This is a genomic window from Streptomyces sp. NPDC055966 (assembly GCF_042269865.1).
GTDB lineage: Bacteria > Actinomycetota > Actinomycetes > Streptomycetales > Streptomycetaceae > Streptomyces.
Genome location: NZ_JBHJYK010000017.1, coordinates 53,051 through 74,301, shown reverse-complemented (window position 1 = coordinate 74,301; position 21,251 = coordinate 53,051). Strand labels below are relative to the sequence as shown.

General features: G+C 72.9%; 18 protein-coding genes. 6 read left to right on the top strand and 12 right to left on the bottom strand.

From position 1 onward, the window contains the following. Positions 1-3: 3 nt before the first annotated feature. Both ACFC8N_RS31565 and ACFC8N_RS31560 read right to left on the bottom strand, forming a co-directional pair. Positions 4-2,568: an ATP-dependent Clp protease ATP-binding subunit gene (locus ACFC8N_RS31565; protein WP_376291720.1), complete on the bottom strand. Its 2,565-nt coding sequence runs from the start codon at positions 2,566-2,568 to the stop codon at positions 4-6. A gap of 133 nt (positions 2,569-2,701) precedes the next feature. Further along, the gene (locus ACFC8N_RS31560; RefSeq protein WP_356033318.1) at positions 2,702-3,655 is read right to left on the bottom strand and encodes a Dyp-type peroxidase; all 954 of its coding nucleotides are present in this window, start codon (positions 3,653-3,655) and stop codon (positions 2,702-2,704) included. Positions 3,656-3,827: 172 nt separating this feature from the next. Here ACFC8N_RS31560 and ACFC8N_RS31555 point away from each other — a divergent pair, with 172 nt between their 5' ends. Next, positions 3,828-4,757, top strand: coding sequence for a LysR family transcriptional regulator (locus ACFC8N_RS31555; RefSeq protein WP_356033315.1), 930 nt, complete (start codon positions 3,828-3,830; stop codon positions 4,755-4,757). A gap of 14 nt (positions 4,758-4,771) precedes the next feature. Here ACFC8N_RS31555 and fdhD read toward each other — a convergent pair whose 3' ends face one another. Further along, on the bottom strand, positions 4,772-5,608 hold the full coding sequence (gene fdhD / locus ACFC8N_RS31550) for a formate dehydrogenase accessory sulfurtransferase FdhD (protein ID WP_376291717.1): 837 nt from the start codon (positions 5,606-5,608) through the stop codon (positions 4,772-4,774). Continuing rightward, positions 5,596-7,899, bottom strand: coding sequence for an FdhF/YdeP family oxidoreductase (locus ACFC8N_RS31545; protein ID WP_376291715.1), 2,304 nt, complete (start codon positions 7,897-7,899; stop codon positions 5,596-5,598). The genes fdhD and ACFC8N_RS31545 overlap by 13 nt, the downstream gene beginning before the upstream one ends. A 149-nt stretch (positions 7,900-8,048) precedes the next feature. On the opposite strand from ACFC8N_RS31545, the gene ACFC8N_RS31540 reads away from it, so the two are divergent. Together ACFC8N_RS31540 and ACFC8N_RS31535 are read left to right on the top strand one after the other, a co-directional pair. After that, positions 8,049-9,341 carry a molybdopterin molybdotransferase MoeA gene (locus ACFC8N_RS31540; protein WP_376291713.1) on the top strand — a complete coding sequence of 431 codons (1,293 nt, stop codon included), beginning with the start codon at positions 8,049-8,051 and terminating at the stop codon, positions 9,339-9,341. A 94-nt stretch (positions 9,342-9,435) separates the two neighbouring features. Then, positions 9,436-9,807, top strand: coding sequence for a thioesterase family protein (locus ACFC8N_RS31535; protein ID WP_376291711.1), 372 nt, complete (start codon positions 9,436-9,438; stop codon positions 9,805-9,807). Between the two features lie 10 nt (positions 9,808-9,817). On the opposite strand, the gene ACFC8N_RS31530 is transcribed toward ACFC8N_RS31535, so the two are convergent. From ACFC8N_RS31530 to ACFC8N_RS31520, 3 genes are all read right to left on the bottom strand, one after another. Next, positions 9,818-10,180, bottom strand: a complete 363-nt coding sequence (locus tag ACFC8N_RS31530) for an NUDIX domain-containing protein (RefSeq protein WP_356033302.1) — start codon at positions 10,178-10,180, stop codon at positions 9,818-9,820. 81 nt (positions 10,181-10,261) lie between these two features. After that, complete coding sequence (locus ACFC8N_RS31525; RefSeq protein WP_356033299.1) at positions 10,262-11,143, bottom strand: diacylglycerol kinase family protein; 882 nt, start codon at positions 11,141-11,143, stop codon at positions 10,262-10,264. A gap of 64 nt (positions 11,144-11,207) precedes the next feature. After that, complete coding sequence (locus tag ACFC8N_RS31520) at positions 11,208-12,812, bottom strand: FAD-binding oxidoreductase (RefSeq protein ID WP_376291708.1); 1,605 nt, start codon at positions 12,810-12,812, stop codon at positions 11,208-11,210. A gap of 130 nt (positions 12,813-12,942) precedes the next feature. Here ACFC8N_RS31520 and ACFC8N_RS31515 point away from each other — a divergent pair, with 130 nt between their 5' ends. Both ACFC8N_RS31515 and ACFC8N_RS31510 read left to right on the top strand, forming a co-directional pair. Beyond that, positions 12,943-13,542 (top strand): TetR/AcrR family transcriptional regulator, encoded by a 600-nt coding sequence (locus tag ACFC8N_RS31515; RefSeq protein WP_376291706.1) that lies wholly within the window; start codon positions 12,943-12,945, stop codon positions 13,540-13,542. Next, on the top strand, positions 13,539-15,122 hold the full coding sequence (locus ACFC8N_RS31510; protein WP_376291705.1) for a glycerol-3-phosphate dehydrogenase/oxidase: 1,584 nt from the start codon (positions 13,539-13,541) through the stop codon (positions 15,120-15,122). The genes ACFC8N_RS31515 and ACFC8N_RS31510 overlap by 4 nt, the downstream gene beginning before the upstream one ends. Before the next feature lie 142 nt (positions 15,123-15,264). Here ACFC8N_RS31510 and ACFC8N_RS31505 read toward each other — a convergent pair whose 3' ends face one another. After that, the gene (locus tag ACFC8N_RS31505) at positions 15,265-16,716 is read right to left on the bottom strand and encodes a WGR domain-containing protein (protein WP_376291703.1); all 1,452 of its coding nucleotides are present in this window, start codon (positions 16,714-16,716) and stop codon (positions 15,265-15,267) included. A gap of 92 nt (positions 16,717-16,808) precedes the next feature. Beyond that, positions 16,809-17,480 carry a TetR family transcriptional regulator gene (locus tag ACFC8N_RS31500; protein ID WP_356033285.1) on the bottom strand — a complete coding sequence of 224 codons (672 nt, stop codon included), beginning with the start codon at positions 17,478-17,480 and terminating at the stop codon, positions 16,809-16,811. 160 nt (positions 17,481-17,640) lie between these two features. Between ACFC8N_RS31500 and ACFC8N_RS31495 the strand changes: the two genes are divergently transcribed. Then, positions 17,641-18,426, top strand: coding sequence for an SDR family NAD(P)-dependent oxidoreductase (locus tag ACFC8N_RS31495; protein ID WP_376291701.1), 786 nt, complete (start codon positions 17,641-17,643; stop codon positions 18,424-18,426). 64 nt (positions 18,427-18,490) lie between these two features. Here the strand turns inward: ACFC8N_RS31495 and ACFC8N_RS31490 are convergent, their stop codons facing one another. From ACFC8N_RS31490 to ACFC8N_RS31480, 3 genes are read right to left on the bottom strand one after another with little or no spacing between them, the layout of a single operon-like run. Further along, complete coding sequence (locus tag ACFC8N_RS31490) at positions 18,491-19,459, bottom strand: threo-3-hydroxy-L-aspartate ammonia-lyase (protein ID WP_376291699.1); 969 nt, start codon at positions 19,457-19,459, stop codon at positions 18,491-18,493. 22 nt (positions 19,460-19,481) lie between these two features. Further along, positions 19,482-20,159, bottom strand: coding sequence for a transcriptional regulator (locus ACFC8N_RS31485; protein WP_376291697.1), 678 nt, complete (start codon positions 20,157-20,159; stop codon positions 19,482-19,484). Positions 20,160-20,219: 60 nt separating this feature from the next. Beyond that, complete coding sequence (locus ACFC8N_RS31480) at positions 20,220-21,206, bottom strand: aldo/keto reductase (protein WP_376291695.1); 987 nt, start codon at positions 21,204-21,206, stop codon at positions 20,220-20,222. Positions 21,207-21,251 lie beyond the last annotated feature (45 nt).

Genomic DNA, 21,251 nt, shown 5'->3' with positions numbered 1-21,251 from the left:
CCGTCACTTCTCCGTCGCCGCGGAACCGGCCTCGGCGGGCCCGGCGGGCCCGGCTGCCCCGGCGGTCCCGGCCCGCTCGCCGGAGTCGCCGTTCTTCCGCACCGAGCAGTGCAGCGAGTCGTCCACCACGTCGGCGACGATCGTGTTCCCGGGCTCGGCCTCGCCGCTCAGCAGCAGGGTGGCGATGCGGTTGTCGAGTTCCGCCTGGATGGTGCGGCGCAGCGGGCGGGCGCCGAACTCCGGCTGGTGGCCGTGCGCGATGAGGAGCTTCTTCGCGGACTCCGTGACCTCCAGTTCGATGCCCTGCGCGTGCACCCGGCGCTTGCTCTGGTCCAGCAGATGGTCGACGATCCGGCTCAGGTCGTCCTCGGTCAGGCCGTGGAAGATGATGATGTCGTCGATGCGGTTGAGGAACTCCGGCAGGAACCTGGTCCGCAGGTCGTCCATCAAGTCGTCCTTCAGGTCGGACACATCACCCTTGTGGTCGAGGATGCGGTGCGCGCCGATGTTGGACGTCATGATGACGACGCAGTGCCGGAAGTCGACGGTACGGCCCTGGCCGTCGGTGAGCCGGCCGTCGTCGAGGATCTGCAGCAGGGTGTTGAACACGTCGGGGTGTGCCTTCTCCACCTCGTCGAACAGCACGACGCTGTACGGCTGGCGGCGCACCTTCTCGGTCAGCTGGCCCGCTTCCTCGTAGCCGACGTATCCGGGCGGGGCGCCGACCAGCCGGGCGACGGTGTGCTTCTCCTGGAACTCGCTCATGTCGAAGCGGATCATGCGGTCCTCTTCGCCGAACAGCAACGCCGCGAGGGTCTTGGCGAGTTCGGTCTTGCCAACGCCGGTGGGGCCGAGGAAGAGGAAGGAGCCCACGGGCCGGTTCGGGTCGCCCATGCCCGCGCGGTTGCGGCGCACGGCCTGCGAGACGGCGGTGACCGCCTCGTCCTGGCCGACGATCCGGGCGTGCATCTCCTCCTCCAGCCGGAGGAGTTTCTCCTTCTCGCCGGCGGTGAGCTGGGCGACCGGAATACCGGTGCGGCGGGAGACGACGTCGGCGATGTCGGCGGCCGTGACGGACACGACGCCCTCGCGGCGCTCCTCGATCCCGGCGAGTTCGCCCTGCACCTCGGAGATCTCCCGCTTCAGCTCGGACGCCTTCTCGAAGTCCTCGGCGGCGACGGCCTGTTCGAGCTCCCGACGCAGCTTGGCGATTCGGTCCTCGCGGCTGACCACCTCGGTGGAGCGGCCCACGCGGCGCAGCCGCACCCGGGCGCCGGCCTGGTCCATGACGTCGATGGCCTTGTCGGGCAGGAAGCGGTCGGTGATGTAGCGGTCGGACATCTCGGCTGCGGCCACCAGCGCCGCGTCGTCGAAGCGGACCTGGTGGTGGGCCTCGTAGGAGTCGCGCAGCCCTTCGAGGATCTGCACGGTCTCCTCGACGCTGGGCTCGGGCACCATCACGGGCTGGAACCGGCGCTCCAACGCCGCGTCCTTCTCGACGTACTTGCGGTACTCGTCGATGGTCGTGGCGCCCACCACGCGCAGTTCGCCGCGCGCGAGTGCGGGCTTGAGCATGTTGCCCGCGTCCATGGATCCCTCGCCGGTGGCGCCGGCGCCGACGACCGTGTGGAGTTCGTCGATGAACAGGATGATCTGGCCCTTGGCGGCCTGTACGTCCTCGATGACCTTCTTCAGCCGCTCCTCGAACTGTCCCCGGTACTGTGCTCCCGCGACCATGCTCGACAGGTCGAGGGAGACGACCCTCTTGTCCTTCAGGGTGTCCGGGACCTCGCCCGCCACGATGCGCTGCGCCAGCCCCTCCACGATGGCGGTCTTTCCCACGCCGGGTTCGCCGATGAGGACGGGGTTGTTCTTGGAGCGCCGGGAGAGGATCTCCACGGTCTGCTCGATCTCCTCGGCGCGTCCCACCACCGGGTCGAGCCTGCCCGCCTTGGCCTCTTCCGTCAGGTCCCGGCCGTACTCGTCCAGCGTCGTGGCCGGCTGCTTGCGTTCGGCGGGCACCGAGTCGGCCCGGGCGGACTGCTCGGCGAGGCCCGACAGTTTCTCCGTGTCCATGCCCTCGGCGCGCAGCAGCTTGGCGGCACCGCTGTCGCTGTCCCCCAGCAGGGCGCCGAGGATGTGCTCCGGACCGATGTACGACACACCGGCCGCCTGTGACTGTGCGTAGGCGGCGCCGAGCGTGCGCTTGGCCGCGGGGGTGAGACCCGGCTGGGCGGACGGCTCGCCGGACTCGCGCGGCAGGATCTTGGCGATCTCGGCCGCGAGCGTGTCGGGATCGACGCCCAGCTGGGACAGCAGCCGCCGGGACGGGTCGACCTTCGTGGCGGCCCAGAGCAGGTGTTCCGTGTCGAGGTCGGTGGTGCCGTCCTCGACGGCCCGCCCCGCGGCCAGGTTGAGCAGTTCCTGGGAGGCCTCCGTCAGCAGCCGTCCGATGGGCACGCGCTGCACCGCGGGCGGTGATGACGCCGGCGACATCCCGAAGAACCGGTTGAACAACTCGCTGAACGGATCCGACGAACCGAAAGGAGCACCGAACGACATCGACATGACATCTCCTGAGCGCGGCGAAACAGTGATCCGCGGGGGGGTCGTACGCGATCCGGGGTCAGTACTCACTGAACCCCTCCGCACACGGCACCGCAAACGGAGCAGCCGGGGGGGAGCGGGTCGGGCGCGGACGTCAGGGTCCTGCCGTCGCCGCGCCGCCCGGAGCGGCCGGGAGGTCGTCGAGGAAGCCGATGCTCGGCACATGGAAGAGGCAGCCCGTGACCGGCACGGAGAAGTCGAGGATCCGGTCGTGCTGTTCCGGCTCGCGGCCGAGGAACATGTTCCGCAGCATTTCCTCGGTCACGTCCGGGGTGCGGGAATAGCCGATGAAATAGGTGCCGAACTCGCCGGTCCCGATGGTGCCGAAGGGCATGTTCTCACGCACGATCTTGCGTTCGTCGCCGTTCTCGTCGGTGATGGTGTTGAGGGCGACATGGGAGTCGGCGGGCTTCACGTCGTCGGGGAGTTCCACGTTCGCCAGCTTGGTGCGCCCGATCACCAGGTCCTGTTCCTCGGCCGACAGGGCGTTCCAGGCCGTCATGTCGTGCAGGTACTTCTGCACGATCACATAGCTGCCACCGGTGAATTCCGGGTCCTCGTCGCCGATGAACACGGCGTCGTCCGCGACCGTCCCCTCGGGGTTCTCGCTGCCGTCGACGAAGCCGAGCAGATCGCGTTCGTCGAAGAACCTGAAGCCGTGCACCTCGTCCACCACGGTGGCCGCGCCCTGAAGGCGCTCCCCGAGCAGCCGGGCCAGTTCGAAGCACAGGTCCATCCGGAGGGAGCGGACGTGGAAGAGGAGGTCACCGGGGGTGCCGAGGGCCCGGTGGCGCGGACCGACCAGGTCCACGAAGGGGTGCAGCTCGCGTGGCCGGGGCCCGTCGAAGAGCCGGTCCCAGGCGTGCGAGCCGATGCCGACGACACAGCTCAGCCGCTCGGCGGGCGCGCGGAACGCCACCGAGCGGCGCAGGCCCGACACGTCCTCCAGCAGGTCACGGACGGTGCCCTCGCCGCCGGGCACGAGGGTGACGACGAGGAAGACGGCGGCCCTGGCCGGCGGGACGATGACGGGCTGCGACTCGACCACGGACGTCTGCCTCCTCGGCGGATCCTGTGCAACGAACCGCTCGCCGCATGCCTCGTGCACCGGGGTATCGCGGCCGGCTCCTTCGCACCAGCATGGCGCCGCCCGTCCGGCTCGGCAGTTCGGCAGCCGGACGGGATTGGCGTTCCGGTCGGCCGTCGGGTACACCCGTCCCGTGCTCTTTCGTCAGCTCGAATACCTCGTCGCACTCTCCCGCGAGCGGCATTTCGCCCGCGCCGCCCAGGCCTGCTACGTGTCCCAGCCCGCCCTGTCGGAGGCTCTGCGCAAGCTGGAGGAGGAGCTCGACGTGCCCCTGGTGCGGCGCGGCCGCAAGTACGAGGGCCTCACTCCTGAGGGCGAGCGCATCGTCGTATGGGCGCAGCGGATCCTGGCCGACCGCGACGCCCTCAAGGACGAGGTCGACGCGCTGCGCGGTGGCCTGACCGGCCGGATACGGATCGGTTCGGTGCCGACCGCGTCCGCCGCCGTCGCCCATCTGACCGGCCCGTTCTGCGCGGCGCACCCGCTGGTCACGGTGGAGGTCAGTGCGGACATGCAGTCGGTGGACATCCTGCGGCAGTTGCAGAACTTCGAGCTCGACGCGGCCGTCACCTATCTGCGCGAGGACGTGTCGGAGCAGTTCTTCCACACGGTGCCGCTGTACCGGGAGCGCCATGTGCTGCTGCTCTCGGCCGACGACGACCTGGCCCGGCGGACGACGGCCACGTGGGCGCAGGCGGCGCGGTTGCCGCTGTGTCTGCTGAACCAGGGCATGCAGGGGCGCCGGGTGCTGGACGAGTTGTTCGCGCGGGCCGGGACGCAGGCCTCGCCCCGGCTGGAGACCGATTCCGTGGCGGCTCTGTTCGCCCATGTCAGGACGGGGCGGTGGGCGAGCATCGTGGCGCAGGCATGGCTGCACGTGTTCGGTGTGCCGCCCGGCATGCGGGCGGTGCCGCTGGTCGAGCCGGCCGCCTCGGTGCCCGTGGGGCTGGTGGTCGCCGCCCGGGAGCCGGAGTCGGTCATGGCCCGGTCCCTGACGGACATCGCCCGCACGACCGACGTGGCCACCGCCCTGGAGCGCGTCCCCGGGGACCCGGGCCGCTGATCGCTCCGTGTGGGTCAGCCGACCGGCGCGGACACGAGGCGTTCGGCGCCGGTGTAGACGTTCATCGAGGTGCCGCGCAGGAACCCGACCAGGGTCAGCCCGCTCTCGGCGGCCAGGTCCACGGCCAGCGAGGACGGCGCGGAGACGGCGGCGAGCAGCGGGATCCCGGCCAGTACGGCCTTCTGCACCAGCTCGAAGGAGGCGCGCCCGCTGACCATGAGCACGGTTTCCCGCAGCGGCAGCAGACCGGAGCGCAGGGCGTGTCCGACGACCTTGTCCACGGCGTTGTGCCGGCCCACGTCCTCGCGCAGGCACAGCAGCTCGCCGTCGGCCGTGAACAGGCCCGCCGCGTGCAGTCCGCCGGTGCTGTCGAACACCCGCTGGGCCGCCCGCAGCCGCTCGGGCAGCGCGGCGAGCAGCTCCGGACCCACGCTCAGCGGGTCCTCGGCCACGGACCAGCGGCGCACCATGCGCACCGCGTCCAGGCTCGCCTTGCCGCACAGCCCGCACGAGGAGGTGGTGTAGAAGTTCCGCTCCAGCGACGCGGCGGGCAGCGCCACCCCGGGGGCGAGGGCGACGTCGACCACGTTGTAGGTGTTGGCGCCGTCCGCCGTGGCGCCCGCGCAGTAGCGGATCCCGGTCACGTCGTCGGCGGCGTGGACCACGCCCTCACCGGCCAGGAATCCGGCCGCGAGGTCGAAGTCGTCGCCCGGGGTGCGCATGGTCACCGTGAGCGGCCGGCCGCCGACCCGGATCTCCATCGGCTCCTCGGCGGCCAGGGTGTCGGGCCGGTGCGCGGGCACGCCGTCCCGGATGCGCAGCACCCGCCGCCGTACGGTCACCCGTCCCACGACGCCGCTCCGCGCGCGGGCTCCAGGCGGACCAACACCCCTTTGGAGGTGGGTGTGTTGCTGATGTCCGCGACGCTGTCCAGCGGCACCAGGACGTTGGTCTCGGGGTAGTAGGAGGCGGCCGAGCCACGGCTGGTGGGGTAGGCGACGACCCGGAAGTCCGGCGCCCGGCGCTCGCGTCCGTCGTGCCAGACCGCGACCAGGTCCACCAGGTCACGGTCGGCGAACCCGAGGTCCTGGAGGTCGTCGGGGTTGACGAGGACGACGCGGCGGGCGTTGTGGATGCCCCGGTAGCGGTCGTTCATCGCGTACGGGACGGTGTTCCACTGGTCGTGCGAGCGCAGCGTCTGGAGCAGCAGGTGCCCCTCGGGGATGTCGGGCATCGTGAAGTCGTTGCGGGTGAAGACGGCCTTGCCGCTCGGGGTGCGGAAGACGCGCTCGTTGACCGGGTTGGGCAGCCGGAAGCCGCCGGGCTCGGCCACCCGGGCGTTGAAGTCCTGGAAGCCGGGGACGACGCGGGAGATGCGGTCGCGGACGGTGCCGTAGTCCGCCTCGAAGTCCTCCCAGGGGATGGCCGGGGTGTCGCCGAGGGTCCTGCGGGCCAGCCGGCTGATGATCGCGACCTCGCTGAGCAGGTGCGGGGAGGCCGGGGGCAGCTTGCCGCGGGAGGCGTGCACCTCGCTCATGGAGTCCTCGACGGTGACGAACTGCTCGCCGGCCGCCTGGACGTCCCGGTCGCTGCGGCCGAGGGTGGGCAGGATGAGGGCGATGTCGCCGCAGACCGCGTGGGAGCGGTTGAGCTTGGTGGAGATGTGCGCGGTGAGCCGGCAGCCGCGCATCGCCTCCTCGGTGACGTCGCTGTCCGGGGTGGCCCGGACGAAGTTGCCGGCGACACCGAGGAACACCTTGGCGGTGCCGTCGCGCATGGCCCGGATGCTGCCGACCGAGTCCAGTCCGTGCTTGGTGGGCGGGGTGAAGCCGAACTCGCGCTCCAGGGCGTCGAGGAACGGCTGGGGCATCCGCTCCCAGATGCCCATGGTGCGGTCGCCCTGGACGTTGCTGTGCCCGCGCACGGGGCACACACCCGCGCCCGGCCGTCCGACATTGCCGCGCAGCAGAAGGAAGTTGACGACCTCGCGGATGGTCGGGACGCCGTGCTTGTGCTGGGTGAGTCCCATCGCCCAGCAGACGATGATCTTTCCGCTGCGCAGCACCTGTTCGTGGACGGCCTCGATCTCCTCGCGGCTCAGCCCGGTCGCGGCGAGGACGTCCTCCCACGCGATCTTCCGGGCGTGGTCGGCGAAGTCGGTGAAGCCGGTGGTGTGGGCGCTGATGAAGGCGTGGTCGAGGACGGTTCCCGGGCGCTCGTCCTCGGCCTCCAGCAGCAGCCGGCCCAGCGCCTGGAACAGGGCGAGGTCGCCGCCGGGGCGGATCTGGAGGAACTGGTCGGCGATCGCGGTGCCCCGGCCGATGACCCCGCGGGCCTTCTGGGGGTGCTTGAAGCGGAGCAGTCCCGCCTCGGGCAGCGGGTTGACCGCGATGACCTTGCCGCCGTTGCGCTTGGTCTCCTCCAGCGCGGACAGCATGCGGGGATGGTTGGTGCCCGGGTTCTGTCCGACGACGAATACCAGGTCGGCGGTGTGGATGTCGTCCAGCGAGACGCTGCCCTTGCCGATGCCGAGCGTCTCCATCAGCGCGGATCCGCTCGACTCGTGGCACATGTTGGAGCAGTCCGGCAGGTTGTTGGTGCCGTAGGCGCGGGCGAACAGCTGGAGCAGGAAGGCCGCCTCGTTGCCCACCCGGCCGGAGGTGTAGAAGAGGGCCTCGTCCGGGGAGTCCAGCCGGCGCAGTTCCTCGGCGAGCACCTCCAACGCCTCGTCCCAGCCGACGGGTTCGTAGTGCTCGGCGCCGGGCCGCTTGATCATGGGCTCGGTGAGCCGGCCCTGCTGGTTGAGCCAGTAGTCGGACTTCGCGCCCAGTTCGGCGATCGAGTGCTCGCGGAAGAAGTCGGCGGTGACGCGGCGCGTGGTGGCCTCGTCGTTGATGTGCTTGGCGCCGTTCTCGCAGTACTCGTTGAGGTGCCGCTTGCCCGCCGCGGGCTCGGGCCAGGCGCAGCCCGGGCAGTCGGTTCCCTTGGCCTGGTTGATGTTCAGCAGGGTCAGCGCGGTGCGTCGTACGGACGTCTGTTCCAGGGAGTACGTCAGCGCGTGCGTCACCGCCGGGACGCCGGTGGCCCAGCGCTTGGGCGGGGTGACCGACAGGTCGTCTACGGGGTCCTCGATGCCGCTCATGATCCGGCAGCATCCGCCTCGTCACGCGGAGAAGTCAAAGAGGTGTTCTCGATGAGCCGATAAGCGGCGGTTATCACATAGGCGGCATCTATCGGCCGACAAACGGCCCCTCTTTGACTTCGCCGGATGCCTGATCAACGATGACCGGCATGAGGGCATCCGGGACGGACACGGCCGACGGCACGGGACCGCACGGAGCGGTGTCCCGCGCCACCGCAGCGCACACAGCCCCGGCCGCGCCGGACGCGCTGCGGGCCGGCCGGGACTGGGAGCGGGCCCGCTCGATCGCCCGGTCCTGTGCCGGGCGGCCGCTGCCCGCCGGCCCGCGCTCCCTCGCCGACGCCCTCGGCCACGCGCTCGCCGAACCGCTCCTCGCGCTCACCGATCTGCCGTCGTTCGACACGGCCGCCATGGACGGCTGGGCCGTGGCCGGACCGGGCCCGTGGCGGCTGGGCGGCGCCGGAGTCCTCGCCGGAGCGGAGCCCGGTCCGCTCGGCCGGGACACGGCCGTCCCCATCGCGACCGGCGCCCCGGTGCCGCCCGGCGCCACCGCCGTGCTGCGCCGCGAGCACGGCGAGGCGGACCCCGCGCAGGACCTGCTGTACGACCGCTCCCCCGGGCCGGTGTGCGAGGGGCAGGACATCCGGGCACGCGGCCAGGAGTGCCGCTCCGGTGAGCCGCTGCTGCCGGCCGGCACCACCGTGACCGAACGCGTGCTGGGCCTCGCGGCGGCGGCCGGGTACGACCGGCTGACCGTGCACCGCCGCCCGAGCGTGGAACTCCTCGTCCTCGGCGACGAGTTGCTCGACCAGGGTGTGCCGCGCGGCGGGCGGGTCCGGGACGCGCTCGGCCCGCTGCTGCCGCCCTGGCTGCGGGGCCGCGGCGCCGAGCTCATCGGCCATCGCCGGGTCGCGGACGACCCCGGCCCGCTCCGTGAGGCCGTGCGCAGCTCACCCGCCGACGTCGTCATCACCACCGGGAGCACCGCCGCGGGCCCCGTGGACTTCCTGCACGACACGCTGCGGTCGGTGGGCGCCCGGCTGCTGGTCGACTCCGTGGCGGTGCGACCGGGCCATCCGATGCTGCTCGCCGAGCTGCCCGCGACCACGGACGGCCGGGCGCGCCGGCTGGTCGGGCTGCCCGGCAACCCGCTGGCCGCGGTGGCCGGCCTGGTCACGCTCGCCGAACCGCTGCTGCGTCGGCTCGGCGGCCATCGCGAGGCCGGTCCGGTCCGGCTGACGACGACCGCCGCCCTGCCGGGCCATCCGCGCGACACCCGGCTGCTGCCGGTGTTCACGTCCGGCCAGGAGGCGACACCGCTGCCCTTCGACGGCCCGGCGATGCTCCGCGGCCTCGCCCTGGCGGACGCCCTTGCGGTGGTCCCACCGGGCGGTGTCGCGGCCGGCACCACCGTGGACGTATTGGAACTGCCCTGCCGGTGAACCGCTGACGTCCCGGTGCCGACCGGCGGATCCGTGTCGTACGACAGCCCCGTGCCGTACGGCGGCCCGCGCTCGGCGGCACTGGCGTGGGGGCATGCGTCACGAGGTGACCGAGGCCGACACCGCGGCCGTGGTGGGCAGTGGTGACGTGCCCGTGCTGGCCACGCCCCGGCTGATCGCCTGGCTGGAGGCGGCCACCGTGCGGGCCGCCGCGCCCTTCACTACGACCGGTCAGACCACTGTCGGCACCGAGGTGCGGGTCCGGCACGTGCGGGCCACCCGGGTGGGCGGCCGGGTGGAGGTGAGCGCCCGGCCGCTGCCCTCCACGACGGACCGGCGGCTGACCTTCCTGGTGCGGGCCGTCGACGGCGCTGGCCTGCTGGTCGCGACGGGCGAGATCGACCGGGGGGTCGTGGACCGGCAGCGCTTCCTCGCGCAGGCACCGGACCCGACGGCGGGGCGCTGACCTGCACGCCTCACACCGGTGTGTGCCCTTCCAGGTACGTCCGTACGACCGCCGGGAGGTCGGCGTCGGCGGTCTCGGCGAGCGAGGCCCAGCGCAGTCGGTCCGGTGCGACACGGGCGCCGTCGGACGGGGACTCGCTCAGCAACTGGCACACGACCGCCGTGGCACCGTCCTGCGGGGTCAGGCTCTCGGTGCCGTCGACGAGGTAGCCGGTGAGTTCGTAGACGACGCGCGCGGCGGTGGCCTCGGCAGGCTCGGCCTGTTCGGGAGCGCCGGACGGCAGTCTCCAGCCCTCGCCCCGCTCCGCCAGCAGCAGCCGTCCGTCGTACAGGACGACGGCCTGCACCACGCCTTCGGCGGGCTCCAGCGTCATGACCGACCAACCCCTCCCCCGGCGCGCTCGGCCGGGTTCTCCTCCCCCTACCCAGGGCCGGGCACACGCACGCCGTGCCGGTCAGTACAGCACCGGCAGGTCCCCGGGCCGTACCCGCACCGTCACCGGCAAGGTGGCCTCGACCTCGCCGTCGGCGCCGTAGTAGACGGGCCGGCTCGCCTCGATGCGCAGTTCCCGGCCGCGCAGGACGCGTACCTCGGGGCGGTCGACGTGGCCGCCGGTCTTCAGCTCGTTCATGAGGGCGAAGAACAGCCGGCGGGGCGCCTCGCGGATCATCACGATGTCCAGCAGCCCGTCGTCGACCCGGGCGCCGGGGGCGATGAGCCGTCCGGAGCCGTAGTAGGGCGAGTTGGCCGCGACGACCGTGTAACCGCGGTGGGTGTGCTCCTCGCCGTCGACGGTGACGCGGTAGTCGGCCGCGCGCCAGCCGGTGACGGCGCGCAGGCCGCCCGCGTAGTAGGAGGCGGAGCCGCGCAGCAGCCGGGCGTGGTTGGCGTGCCGGTTGGCCACGGCGTCGACCCCGGCGTACACGCTGCCGAGGACGACGGTGCGCGCGTGGACGGCCGACTCCACCTCGACGGTGTCGACCGGCCGGGGCTCGGCGCGCAGCAGAATGCCGGCGAGCGCGGCGGGGTCGGAGGGCAGGTTCAGGGCGCGGGCGAAGTCGTTGCCGCGGCCCGCGGGCACCAGGCCGAGGACGGCTCCGGTGCCGCTCAGCGCGCCACCGATGCCGCCGGCGATGCCGTCGCCGCCGACGGCCAGGACGATCCGGCCGCGCTCGCCGGCCCGGCGCGCGAGGTCCTGGGCGTGGGCGAGGCTGTGGCTGTACTCCGTCTCCAGTTCGGCGCCGGCCTCGCGCAGCAGCCGGGCCAGGGGCAGCAGGGTCGCCGCCCCGGTGGAGCCGCCCGCGGTGGGGTTGACGACGGCGGTGAACTGTCGCATCGGTGTGCCTCCGGGGCGGTGACGGGTCGCGCTGAGGGGACGGTGGGGTGGCCGGCGGGCCGGGTCAGTCGGTCAGGCCGTGGTCGGGCAGCAGGACGCCGGGGTTGAGCAGGCCCTCGGGGTCGAGGCGGCGCTTGACCGCGCGCAGGGCAGAGATGCCGAGCGGTCCGGCCTCGCGGACGTACCAGTCGCGGTGGTCGGTGCCGACGCCGTGGTGGTGGGAGATCGTACCGCCGGCGGCGAGCACGGCCTCGTTGGCCGCGTGCTTGGCGGGCTCCCAGTGGGCGACCGGGTCCTCGCCCTGGGCGCTGACGACCGTGAAGTACAGCGAGGCGCCGTTCTCGTACACGTGGGAGATGTGGCACATCACCAGGGGCGGGGTGCCGGCCTCGGTGAGGGTGTCGGTGAGCGCGGTGCGCACGGCGGTGTAGAGGTCGGGGACGCGGGACCAGAAGGCCGCGGTCTCCAGGGTCTCCGCGAAGGCGCCGATGTCGAGCAGCGCGTCGCGCAGGTACGGCGCCGAGAAGCGGCCGTGGGCCCAGCGCTCGCCGGGTTCCGTACCGGCCGGTGTGCCGCCGCAGGCGGTGAGGACGGTGGCGGCCTGCTCCCGGCGGAGCGCGGTGTCCTCGGGCGTGCCCTCGTAGCCCGCGATGGCGAGGCAGCCGGCCGTGCTCTGGCTCAGGTCGCCGCCGATGGAGTCGGGTTGGGCCAGGCCGATGAAGGTCTCGGTCTCGTCGGACAGGCGCAGCACGGTCGGCCGGGGTCCGTCCTGGGCGAGCGTGCGCAGCGCGGCCGCGCCCTCCGCGAAGGACGCGAACCGCCAGCCCTCGTAAACGCACGCCTCGGGGCGGGGGCGGATGCGGACGGTGACGGAGGTGATGACGCCGAAGGCGCCCTCGGAGCCGAGGATCAGCTGGCGCAGGTCGGGTCCGGCGGCGGAGCGCGGGGCGCGGCCGGTCTCGATGGTGCCCTCGGGGGTGGCGAGGGTCAGGCCGAGGACCATCTCGTCGAAGCGGCCGTACCCGGCGGAGGCCTGGCCGCTGGAGCGGGCCGCGGCGAAGCCGCCGATGGTGGCCCACTCGAAGGACTGCGGGAAGTGACCGAGGGTGAAGCCCTGTTCGGCGAGGAGTGCCTCGGCCTCGGGGGCGCGCAGTCCGGGCTGGAGGACGGCGGTGCGCGAGACGGGGTCGAGGTCGAGCAGGGCGTCCATGCGGCGCAGGTCCAGGGCGATGAACGCGCTGCGCTGCGGGGCGAGTCCGCCGACGACCGAGGTGCCGCCGCCGAAGGGGACGACGGCGAGGCCGTGCGCGGCGCAGGCGCGCAGCACGGCGAGCACCTCGTCGTGCGAGCCAGGCAGGACGACGGCCTGCGGGACGTCCGTGACGTCCGCGGCGCGCATGCGCAGCAGGTCGGGCGTGGACTTGCCGCGGGTGTGCCGGAGGCGGCTCTCGCCGTCGGTGCGGACGTGCTCCGCGCCGCCGACGGCCTCGGCGAGCGCCTTGAGCGCGACGGGCGAGGCCGTGGTGGCGGGCACCTGGATGTCGTCGAGCGAGAGGGCGGGGGTGGTGCTGGGCTTGACGCCGAGGAGGTCGCGCAGCAGGCCGGTCACCGAGTCGGGCAGGGGCGCCGCCTTGGCCGGGTCGCCCCAGCCGTTCCACAGCATGTCCATTGAACGGTCGTCCTCACAGGTCGGTGTGCTCGGTTCGGTGCTCGATGTGCTCGGTTCGCGCGACGGCCCGGCGGCCGTTGCCCGGGAGGGTCTTCTCCTGCCGGACCCTCGGGGCGTTACACTGTGACACATGACGCCTATTCGTCACAACGGTTCGGACAACGATCATGTGCTCGACGCGGTACGCGACTGCGTGCTGGCCGTCGGAGTCCGCCGCACCACCCTCGCCGACGTGGCCCGCCGCGCCGGCGTCTCCCGGATGACGCTGTACCGGCGCTGGCCGGACCTGCGGACCCTGGTGGGCGATCTGATGACCCGGGAGTGGATCGACGTCGCCACCCGGGCCATCCCCGAGGTCTCTGACGGCACGGACACCCGCACCCGGATCGTGGACGGGCTGGTGGCGGGCGTCGAGGCGTTCCGGGCCCATCCGCTGTTCCGCAAGATCGTCGACGTCGATCCGGAGCTGCTGCTGCCGTACGTGCTCGACCGGCGCGGAGCGAGCCAGGAGGCCCTGCTCGCGCTGCTGGCCGACGCGCTGCGCGAGGGCCACACGGACGGCTCCGTGCGCTCCGGCCATGTCGAACGGCAGTCCCGCGCACTGCTGTTGACCGTGCAGTCCTTCACCCTGTCCCTGCGCACGATGACCGACGAGGAAGATCCGGAGCTGGACTCCGCCGCCTTCCTCGGCGAGCTGCGCACCCTCCTGGAGAGGATCCTCACGCCATGAGCCACACCAGGACCGACGCCGGCTCGTCGCTCGACGCATCGCGACGGGCCCGGGAACTGAGCGAGGCCGCGGACGGCAGGGTGGTGGACGTCCTGGTCGTCGGGCTCGGCGCCACCGGTGCCGGAGTCGCGCTGGACGCGGCGGCGCGCGGACTGGACGTGGTCGCGGTGGACGCCCACGACCTGGCCTTCGGCACCTCCCGGTGGAGCTCGAAGCTCATCCACGGCGGGCTGCGCTACCTGGCCTCCGCACAGTTCGACGTCGCGCACGAGAGTGCCGTCGAGCGCGGGGTGCTGATGACGCGTACGGCCCCGCACCTGGTGTCGGCCCAGCCGTTCGTCCTGCCGCTGACCCCGCTGGTCTCCCGCGCCCAGGCCTCGCTGGCATGGGCCGGGCTGCGCGCCGGGGACGTGCTGCGCCTCGCCGCCCGCACCCCGCGCCAGGTCCTGCCCGCCCCGCGCAGGCTCACCGGGACGGAGGCCCGGCATCTCGCGCCCTCGGTCCGCCCGGCCGGGCTGCGCGGCGGGCTGCTGTCCTGGGACGGCAAGGTGACCGACGACGCCCGGCTGGTCACCGCGCTCGCGCGGACGGCCGCCGCGCACGGGGCCCGGGTGCTGACCCGGGTCCGGGCACTGGAACTGACCGGCACGGGCGCCCGGATCCGCGACGAACTGACCGGCGAGGAGGGCGAGATCAGGGCCCGCGCCGTGATCAACGCGAGCGGGGTGTGGGCGGGCGACCTCGTCGAGGGCATCCGGATCCGCCCCTCCCGCGGCACCCACCTCGTCCTGCGCTCGGAGCGGCTCGGCTCGCTGCCGGCCGGCCTGCACATCCCGATCCCCGGCGAGACCAACCGCTTCGTGCTGGTCCTGCCGCAGGGCGACGGCCGGGTGTACGTCGGCCTCACCGACGAGCCGGTCGAGGGCGACATCCCGGACGTGCCCGAGGTGCCCGAGACCGACATCGGTTTCCTGCTGGACGTCCTCGGCTCCGCCCTGGACGCGCCGGTGACCCGGAACGAGGTCGTCGGCGCCTTCGCCGGGCTGCGCCCCCTGCTGGACACCTCCGGCCACGACGGCCGCGACGGGGAAGCGGCCCGCACCTCCGACATCTCCCGTCGGCACGCGGTGCTGACGTCCCCCGACGGCGTCACGACGATCGTCGGCGGCAAGCTCACCACCTACCGGCGGATGGCGCAGGACGCCGTGGACGCCGCGACCGCCGCCCGGGGTCTGCACGCCGCCCCCTCCCGCACCGCCGCGCTGCCCCTGGTCGGCGCCGCCTCGCCCGCGCGGCTGCGCGCCCTGCCCGCACCGCCGCGCCTGGTCCGCCGCTACGGCACCGAGGCCGAGGCCGTCCAGGCCCTCTCGTCCCGGGACCCCGCACTGGCCGAGCCGGTGCTGCCGGGCCATCCGGTCACCCGGGCCGAACTGGTGTGGGCGGCCCGGCACGAGGGCGCGCTGGACGAATCCGACCTGCTGGACCGGCGCACCCGCATCGGCCTGGTCCCGGAGGACCGCGCCGAGGCGCTCGGCGTGGCACGTGAGGCGCTGGCGGAGGCGGCGGCCGTACGGTCCTGACCCTCCGGCCCGCCCCGGACGGGTCTGGAGCGGGGCGCGGGTGGCGGCACCGACGCGCCGGCGGTGACCCGGGCGGTGCCGATAGGGAGGGCGGCCGTACCGTCCTGGACCGCCGGTCGGCGGCAGGGCGTCACGGGGCGGGTCACAGCAGGCGGCGGATGTCGCCGCGGACGCGGTAGAAGCCGCCGGCCGCCGGGTGCAGGGCGTCCACCACGTAGCGGGCGCCCGGTTCCCGTATCGCGCGCGGGAACTGGACGTTCCAGGAGGTGTCGTAGCCCTCGGACACCACGTGCACCCGCATCCGGCCGCCCTGCTGGACGCACTCGACCACGACCGATCCGACGGGAGCCCGGTCGACGGTGGACACCGCGGCCACGGCGGTGGCGGGCTGGTAGGTCGGCAGGGCGGCGGCGAGCTTGACGTCCCGCGCCACCGGCACCGTGCCCTGCTGGGCCGCCGAGATCGCCGCCTCGCTCGCGTCGACGCACACCAGCGAGCCGTCGGTGGTCACCAGGTACAGGCGCTCGTCGCGGTACTGCATCGACAGCGCCGAGCCGCTGCCCGTGCCGAGCTTCCACAGCCGGGTGCCGTCCTGGTCGAAGCAGTAGACGGACGAGGCGGCGTCCCCGGCGAAGACGAACCGGCCGCCCGGTGAGGTGGCGCAGGAGTAGACGGCGTCGTCACAGGCGTACGTCGCCTCGATCCGGCCCGTGGCCTTCGACAGCCGCTGGACCACGTGGTGCCCGGTGCCCGCGTAGACGGCGTCGTCCTCCTGCCAGCCGAACAGCACACTGCCCCGGGTGGCCGTGTGCCACAACTCGCCGCCGCCGTCCGGCGCGTAGGCGGTGACGCCGCGGTGGTGGCCGTGGTAGACGGCGCGGTCGTCGGCGCGGACCATCCAGGCGTGCTCGCCCTGGCTGCGGCGGGACCACTGGTGTTCGTCCTCGTGGTCGATGACGGTGAGCCGGCCCGCGCGGTCCGAGACGTTCAGCACGCCCTCGTGGATGTCCAGCCAGAAGATGTCGACGTCGGCGGCGATGTCGTACGCGGCGAACGGGAGCTTGGAGGACAGGTCGTAGACCTTGCCGTCGTCGCAGCCGGCGTAGATCCAGAAGTCGTCGGCGACCAGGCACTTCACGCCGTCCGGCAGGCCGAACCGGACGAGCACGACGCCCTCGTGGTCCAGGGTGTAGACGTCACCCGCCTGGTTGCCCACCCAGCAGCGGTCGTCGTCGACATGGATGCCGAACGCGGACGAGCCGGTGCGAAAGCGCCACAGCACCGGGGCCACGGCGCGGGCGGTCGACGGGGCGGAGCTGACCTGACGCCGGGTCACCGCGCGCGGGGCGCGCTGCCCCTGGACGGCCGGGGCGTATCCCTTGCGGACCTTCTCCCCCACCTTCCTCGCGGCGGCCGCCTTGGCCTTCTCCACGGTCGGGAACGTCGTCGTCTGGGCCTGTCCGGCAGCACCGATCCTGCCGTAACGCACCGTCACCACCAGGCCGTCGACAGTGACTTCGTAGAACTTGTGGGCGCCGCCGCCCTCCTGCGACAGCTCCAGATACGTCGTCGACACCGCGGACGCCGTGGACATGGCAGACCCCTCCCCAGGATGGACCCGTGGCCGTTCCCGCAGGTCCTCACTGGTCACAACCATAGAGGCCACCACTGACAACGGGCCGGTGCCTAGCTCTCGGCCGTCCCGCCCGGCGACAACGTACCCATCCCTCCCATCAGTTGGCGCAGACAGTGGAGCGCGAGGGCGGCCGGGGAGCCCCTGCCCGTGACGTCCGCCTCCGTGTCGGCCCAGGTCTCCAGGGCGATGCGGATCGCGTCCGTGGCGGCCGCTGCCACCAGGCGCACCTGTACCGCCTCCAGGTGCCCGTCCGCGAGGCGGGCGACGACCGGCACGAGACGCTCCTCGGACTCCTGGTTGACGCGGTACCAGACCGCGCGCAGCGCGGGATCGTCGGCGGCGGCACGCAGCAGCCCCCGGGTCCGCAGCAGCGCCCGGGCGGCATCCTCGTCCGGTGCCGCCAGCGATTCCTCCACGGCGGCCTCAAGTGCCCGGGACAGCCCGGTGCCCGGTTCGGCCGACTCCAGCAGCGCCCGCCACCGGTCGGCACCGGCGGCGAGCAGCGGGCTCACCGCGTCCTGCTTGGAGCGGAAGTACCGGTAGAAGGTCCGCAGCGCGACCCCCGCGTGCCGGGCGATCTCCTCGGCCGTCGTCGCGTGCGGGCCCTGGGCGGCGAAGAGCTCGGCCGCGGCGTGCGCGATCTCGAGTTGGGTGGCGGCCTTGCGGCGCTCGGTCAGGGAGGTGGGCGGCGCGCTGCTCGCCCCGGACGGCTTGGTGCTCACCCCAGAAGGGTACGGCCCGACAGCACGCCACGGCACGCAATGACGAAGTGGCAAACCATGCCATCGAGGCGTAACGTGAAGCGCATGGGGACGCTGGCGGGCAGGAGATCCGGCGTCGCGAAGGCTCCGCCGTACAGCGACGGGGCGGGCAGGAGAAGACATGAACCGCTACGAAGGCCGCCGCGCACTGATCACCGGCGGCGGCTCGGGCATCGGCCAGGCCACCGTGCTGCGCCTGCTCGCCGAGGGCGGCACCGTCGTGGCCGCCGATGTGAGCGAGCGGGGCCTGAAGGACACACTGGCCAAGGCGGCAGCGCACGCGGACCGCCTGACCACGCTCGTCGTGGACGTCGCCGACGAGACCTCCGTACGCGAGGGCGTCACCGCCGCGGTCTCCGCGCTCGGCGGGCTGGACGTGCTGGTCAACGCGGCGGGGATCCTGCGCTCCTCGCACACCCACGAGACGACCCTTGACGACTTCACCCGCATCCTCCAGGTCAACCTCGTCGGCACGTTCCTCGTCATCCGCGAGGCCGTACCGGCACTGCTGGCGGGCCGCGACGCGGCGGTGGTCAACTTCAGCTCCACCTCGGCGACGTTCGCGCACCCCTACATGGCGGCGTACGCGGCGAGCAAGGGCGGGATCCAGTCCATGACCCACGCCCTCGCCGCCGAGTACGCGAAGCGGGGCATCCGCTTCACCGCCGTCCAGCCCGGTTCCATCTCGTCCGGCATGACCGACGGCAGCGGCGCCAGCGGACAGAGCGTCGGTTCGGGGCTGCCCGCGGACGCCGATATGTCGCTGTTCGCCAAGCTCTCCCCGGCACTCGGACAGGGCTTCGCCGGTCCCGAGACGGTCGCCTCCGTCGTCGCGATGCTCGCCTCACAGGACGGCGGGTTCATCACCGGCACCGAGATCCGCGTCGACGGCGGCACCCACTTCTGAATGCGGGAGGCCGCACCGTGCTGCCGACTCCCGCGATGCGGCCCGCCGCGCGGCGGTACGGCCGTCAGGAGCCGAGGAGTTCGACGAACCGCTCGATGTCGATGTTGCCGCCGGAGGCGATGACGCCGACGCGCGGCGGGAGGCTGTCGACGCGGCCCGCCAGGAGTGCGGCCAGGCCGGTGGCGCCGCTGGGTTCGAGGACGATCTTGAGCCGTTCGAAGGCGAACCGCATGGCGGTGATGATCTCCGCGTCGCTGACCAGCGCGATACCGTCGACCAGGCGCTGGTTGATCGGGAAGGTGAGCTCGCCGGGCGTCGGCAGCGCCTGCCCGTCGGCGATGGTCCGGGGGACGGGCCGGGTGACGCGGACGCCTCTCTCCAGCGACTGCTTGGTGTCGTCCCCCGCCTCGGGCTCCACGCCGAGGACCCGGATCGCGGGGTGCAGCGCCTTGGCCGCCGTGGCGCTGCCGGCGATGAGTCCGCCGCCCCCGACGGGCACGAGGAGGGAGTCCAACGGGCCGGTCTCCTCCAGGAGTTCGAGGGTCGCGGTGCCCTGGCCGGCGATGACCTGCGGGTGGTCGTAGGGCGGGATGAGGGCGAGACCACGCTCCTCGGCGAGAGCGCGGCCGAGCGCGGTGCGGTCCTGGGTGTAGCGGTCGTAGGTCACGATCTCGGCCCCGTACCCGGCGGTGGCCTCGCGCTTGGCGCGGGGGGCGTCCTCGGGCATCAGGACGACGGCGGTGGTGCCCAGTTCGCGGGCGGCGAGGGCGGTGGCCTGGGCATGGTTGCCGGAGGAGTAGGCGGCGACGCCCTTGGCCAGCTGCTCCGGCGGGAGCTGGGCGATCGCGTTGTAGGCGCCGCGGAACTTGAAGGCGCCGACCCGCTGGAAGTTCTCGCACTTGATGAACACCTCCGCGCCGACGAGGGAGTTCAGGGTGCGCGAGGTGAGGACGGGGGTGCGGTGGGCGACGCCCGCGAGGCGTGCGGCGGCGGCACGGACGTCGTCGAACGGGACGGGTGAAGCGGCGGCCATGGCGAGATCCTCTCCCGGTGCGTCATTTCGCATAGTTGTAGACGGTGGCCCGGGAGACGCCGAGCAGGTCCGCGATGGTCTGCGCGGCGTCGCGCGAGTCGAAGTACCCGTCCTGGTACAGCTGTCGTACGAGCGTCTTCTTGTCCTCCCGGCCCAGCGACCGGGGCGTGGCGCCGCGTTGCGCGGACAACTCCTCGACGGTGCGGCGCAGTTCGCGGGCGGTGCGGTCGCGCAGGGTCTCCAGCGGGCGCTCGCCGTGCGCGGTGTCCGTGGCGACGAGGTTCGAGAGGGCGCGCGTGACGGGCGACAGGACGGAGATGTCGAGGTTGAGGCAGAGCGCGGCGACGTACTCCCCCTCGGCGTTCCTGATGCCGATGGACGTGCTCTTCGCGGGGCGGCCGTCCGGGAAGCGGTTGGGGTAGTTCTGGACGATGCTCGGGAAGTCCGGGTCGGCGATGCGCGCGAGTCCCAACTCGGTGGCGGAGTCGCCGACCTGACGTCCCGACAGATCGTTCTCGATCACCCGGATGGCGTGCCGCGGGTCCCGCAGATCGTGCAGCACCACCTCGCACAGGCCCGGAAACATCCGCCCGAGCGCCACGGCGATCTTCTCAACCTCCCGGACGAGGTGTTCGTCGGACTCCGCCGCCACCTCACTCACCAGCCCCGCCACTTGGAATGATTTTCCAATACTGTACATGAATTCCAAATGCGCGCCGCAGGACGGGTTCGTACGGGCGCACCCCCCGAGGGCGCGGGCTCAGTGGCCGCTGATCCCGCGCGGCGTGTACGGCTCCTCCAGCCGCCGCACCTCTTCGTCGGTGAGCCTCAGGTCGAGGGCCGCGACGGCGTCTTCGAGGTGGTGGGCCTTGGTGGCGCCGACGATGGGGGCGGTGACGCCCGGGCGGGAGGCGACCCAGGCCAGGGCCACCTGGGCCCGCGGGACACCGCGGCTCTCGGCGATCGCCGCGACGGCGTCGACGATGCGCTTGTCGTCGGGCTGGTAGAGGTTGCGCAGGATGGCGTCCGACTCGCTGCGGGCACTGCCGGCGTCCCAGTCCCGGGTGAGCCGTCCGCGGGCGAGCGGGCTCCACGGGATCACCCCGACACCCTCGTCCGCGCAGAGCGGCAGCATCTCGCGCTCCTCCTCGCGGTAGAGGAGGTTGTAGTGGTTCTGCATGCTGACGAACTTCGTCCAGCCGTGCAGCTCGGCGGTGTGCTGGAGCTTGGCGAACTGCCAGGCGTACATCGAACTCGCCCCGATGTAGCGGGCCTTGCCCGCCCTGACCACGTCGTGCAGGGCCTCCATCGTCTCCTCGACCGGGGTGCGGGGGTCGAAGCGGTGGATCTGGTAGAGGTCCACGTAGTCGGTGCCGAGCCGGCGCAGGCTGTGGTCGATCTCGGCCATGATCGCCTTGCGGGACAGCCCGGACCGGTTGGGCCGCTCGCTGCGCGCCGCGCCGTTCTCCACCGCGAAGAACACCTTGGTGGCGATCACGACGTCCTCGCGCCGTGCCATCTCGCCGAGTGCCCGGCCGACGATCTCCTCGCTGGTGCCGGCCGAGTAGCTGTTGGCGGTGTCGAAGAAGGTGATCCCCGCGTCCAGGGCCTGGCGGATGAACGGGCGGGCGACGTCCTCGGCCAGCGTCCACGGGTGCGGACCCCGGTCGGGAATGCCGTAGCTCATGCAACCGAGCGCCAGCCGCGAGACCTCCAGGCCGCTCGCGCCGAGCTTTGCGTACTCCATGGTTCGGTTCCCCTCGTCGGTGCCGGTCCCGCCACGCACCCCGGC

Bases quoted from the DNA above. Each gene is read 5' to 3' on its own strand.
- ACFC8N_RS31525 (WP_356033299.1), bottom strand. From the start codon at position 11,143: ATGCGACAGTTCACCGCCGTCGTCAACCCCACCGCGGGCGGCTCCACC.
- ACFC8N_RS31535 (WP_376291711.1), top strand. From the start codon at position 9,436: ATGCGTCACGAGGTGACCGAGGCCGACACCGCGGCCGTGGTGGGCAGT.
- ACFC8N_RS31510 (WP_376291705.1), top strand. From the start codon at position 13,539: ATGAGCCACACCAGGACCGACGCCGGCTCGTCGCTCGACGCATCGCGA.
- ACFC8N_RS31485 (WP_376291697.1), bottom strand. From the start codon at position 20,159: ATGTACAGTATTGGAAAATCATTCCAAGTGGCGGGGCTGGTGAGTGAG.
- ACFC8N_RS31530 (WP_356033302.1), bottom strand. From the start codon at position 10,180: ATGACGCTGGAGCCCGCCGAAGGCGTGGTGCAGGCCGTCGTCCTGTAC.
- ACFC8N_RS31545 (WP_376291715.1), bottom strand. From the start codon at position 7,899: ATGAGCGGCATCGAGGACCCCGTAGACGACCTGTCGGTCACCCCGCCC.
- ACFC8N_RS31565 (WP_376291720.1), bottom strand. From the start codon at position 2,568: ATGTCGATGTCGTTCGGTGCTCCTTTCGGTTCGTCGGATCCGTTCAGC.
- ACFC8N_RS31490 (WP_376291699.1), bottom strand. From the start codon at position 19,459: ATGGCCGCCGCTTCACCCGTCCCGTTCGACGACGTCCGTGCCGCCGCC.
- ACFC8N_RS31480 (WP_376291695.1), bottom strand. From the start codon at position 21,206: ATGGAGTACGCAAAGCTCGGCGCGAGCGGCCTGGAGGTCTCGCGGCTG.
- ACFC8N_RS31495 (WP_376291701.1), top strand. From the start codon at position 17,641: ATGAACCGCTACGAAGGCCGCCGCGCACTGATCACCGGCGGCGGCTCG.
- ACFC8N_RS31540 (WP_376291713.1), top strand. From the start codon at position 8,049: ATGAGGGCATCCGGGACGGACACGGCCGACGGCACGGGACCGCACGGA.
- ACFC8N_RS31505 (WP_376291703.1), bottom strand. From the start codon at position 16,716: ATGTCCACGGCGTCCGCGGTGTCGACGACGTATCTGGAGCTGTCGCAG.
- ACFC8N_RS31515 (WP_376291706.1), top strand. From the start codon at position 12,943: ATGACGCCTATTCGTCACAACGGTTCGGACAACGATCATGTGCTCGAC.
- ACFC8N_RS31520 (WP_376291708.1), bottom strand. From the start codon at position 12,812: ATGGACATGCTGTGGAACGGCTGGGGCGACCCGGCCAAGGCGGCGCCC.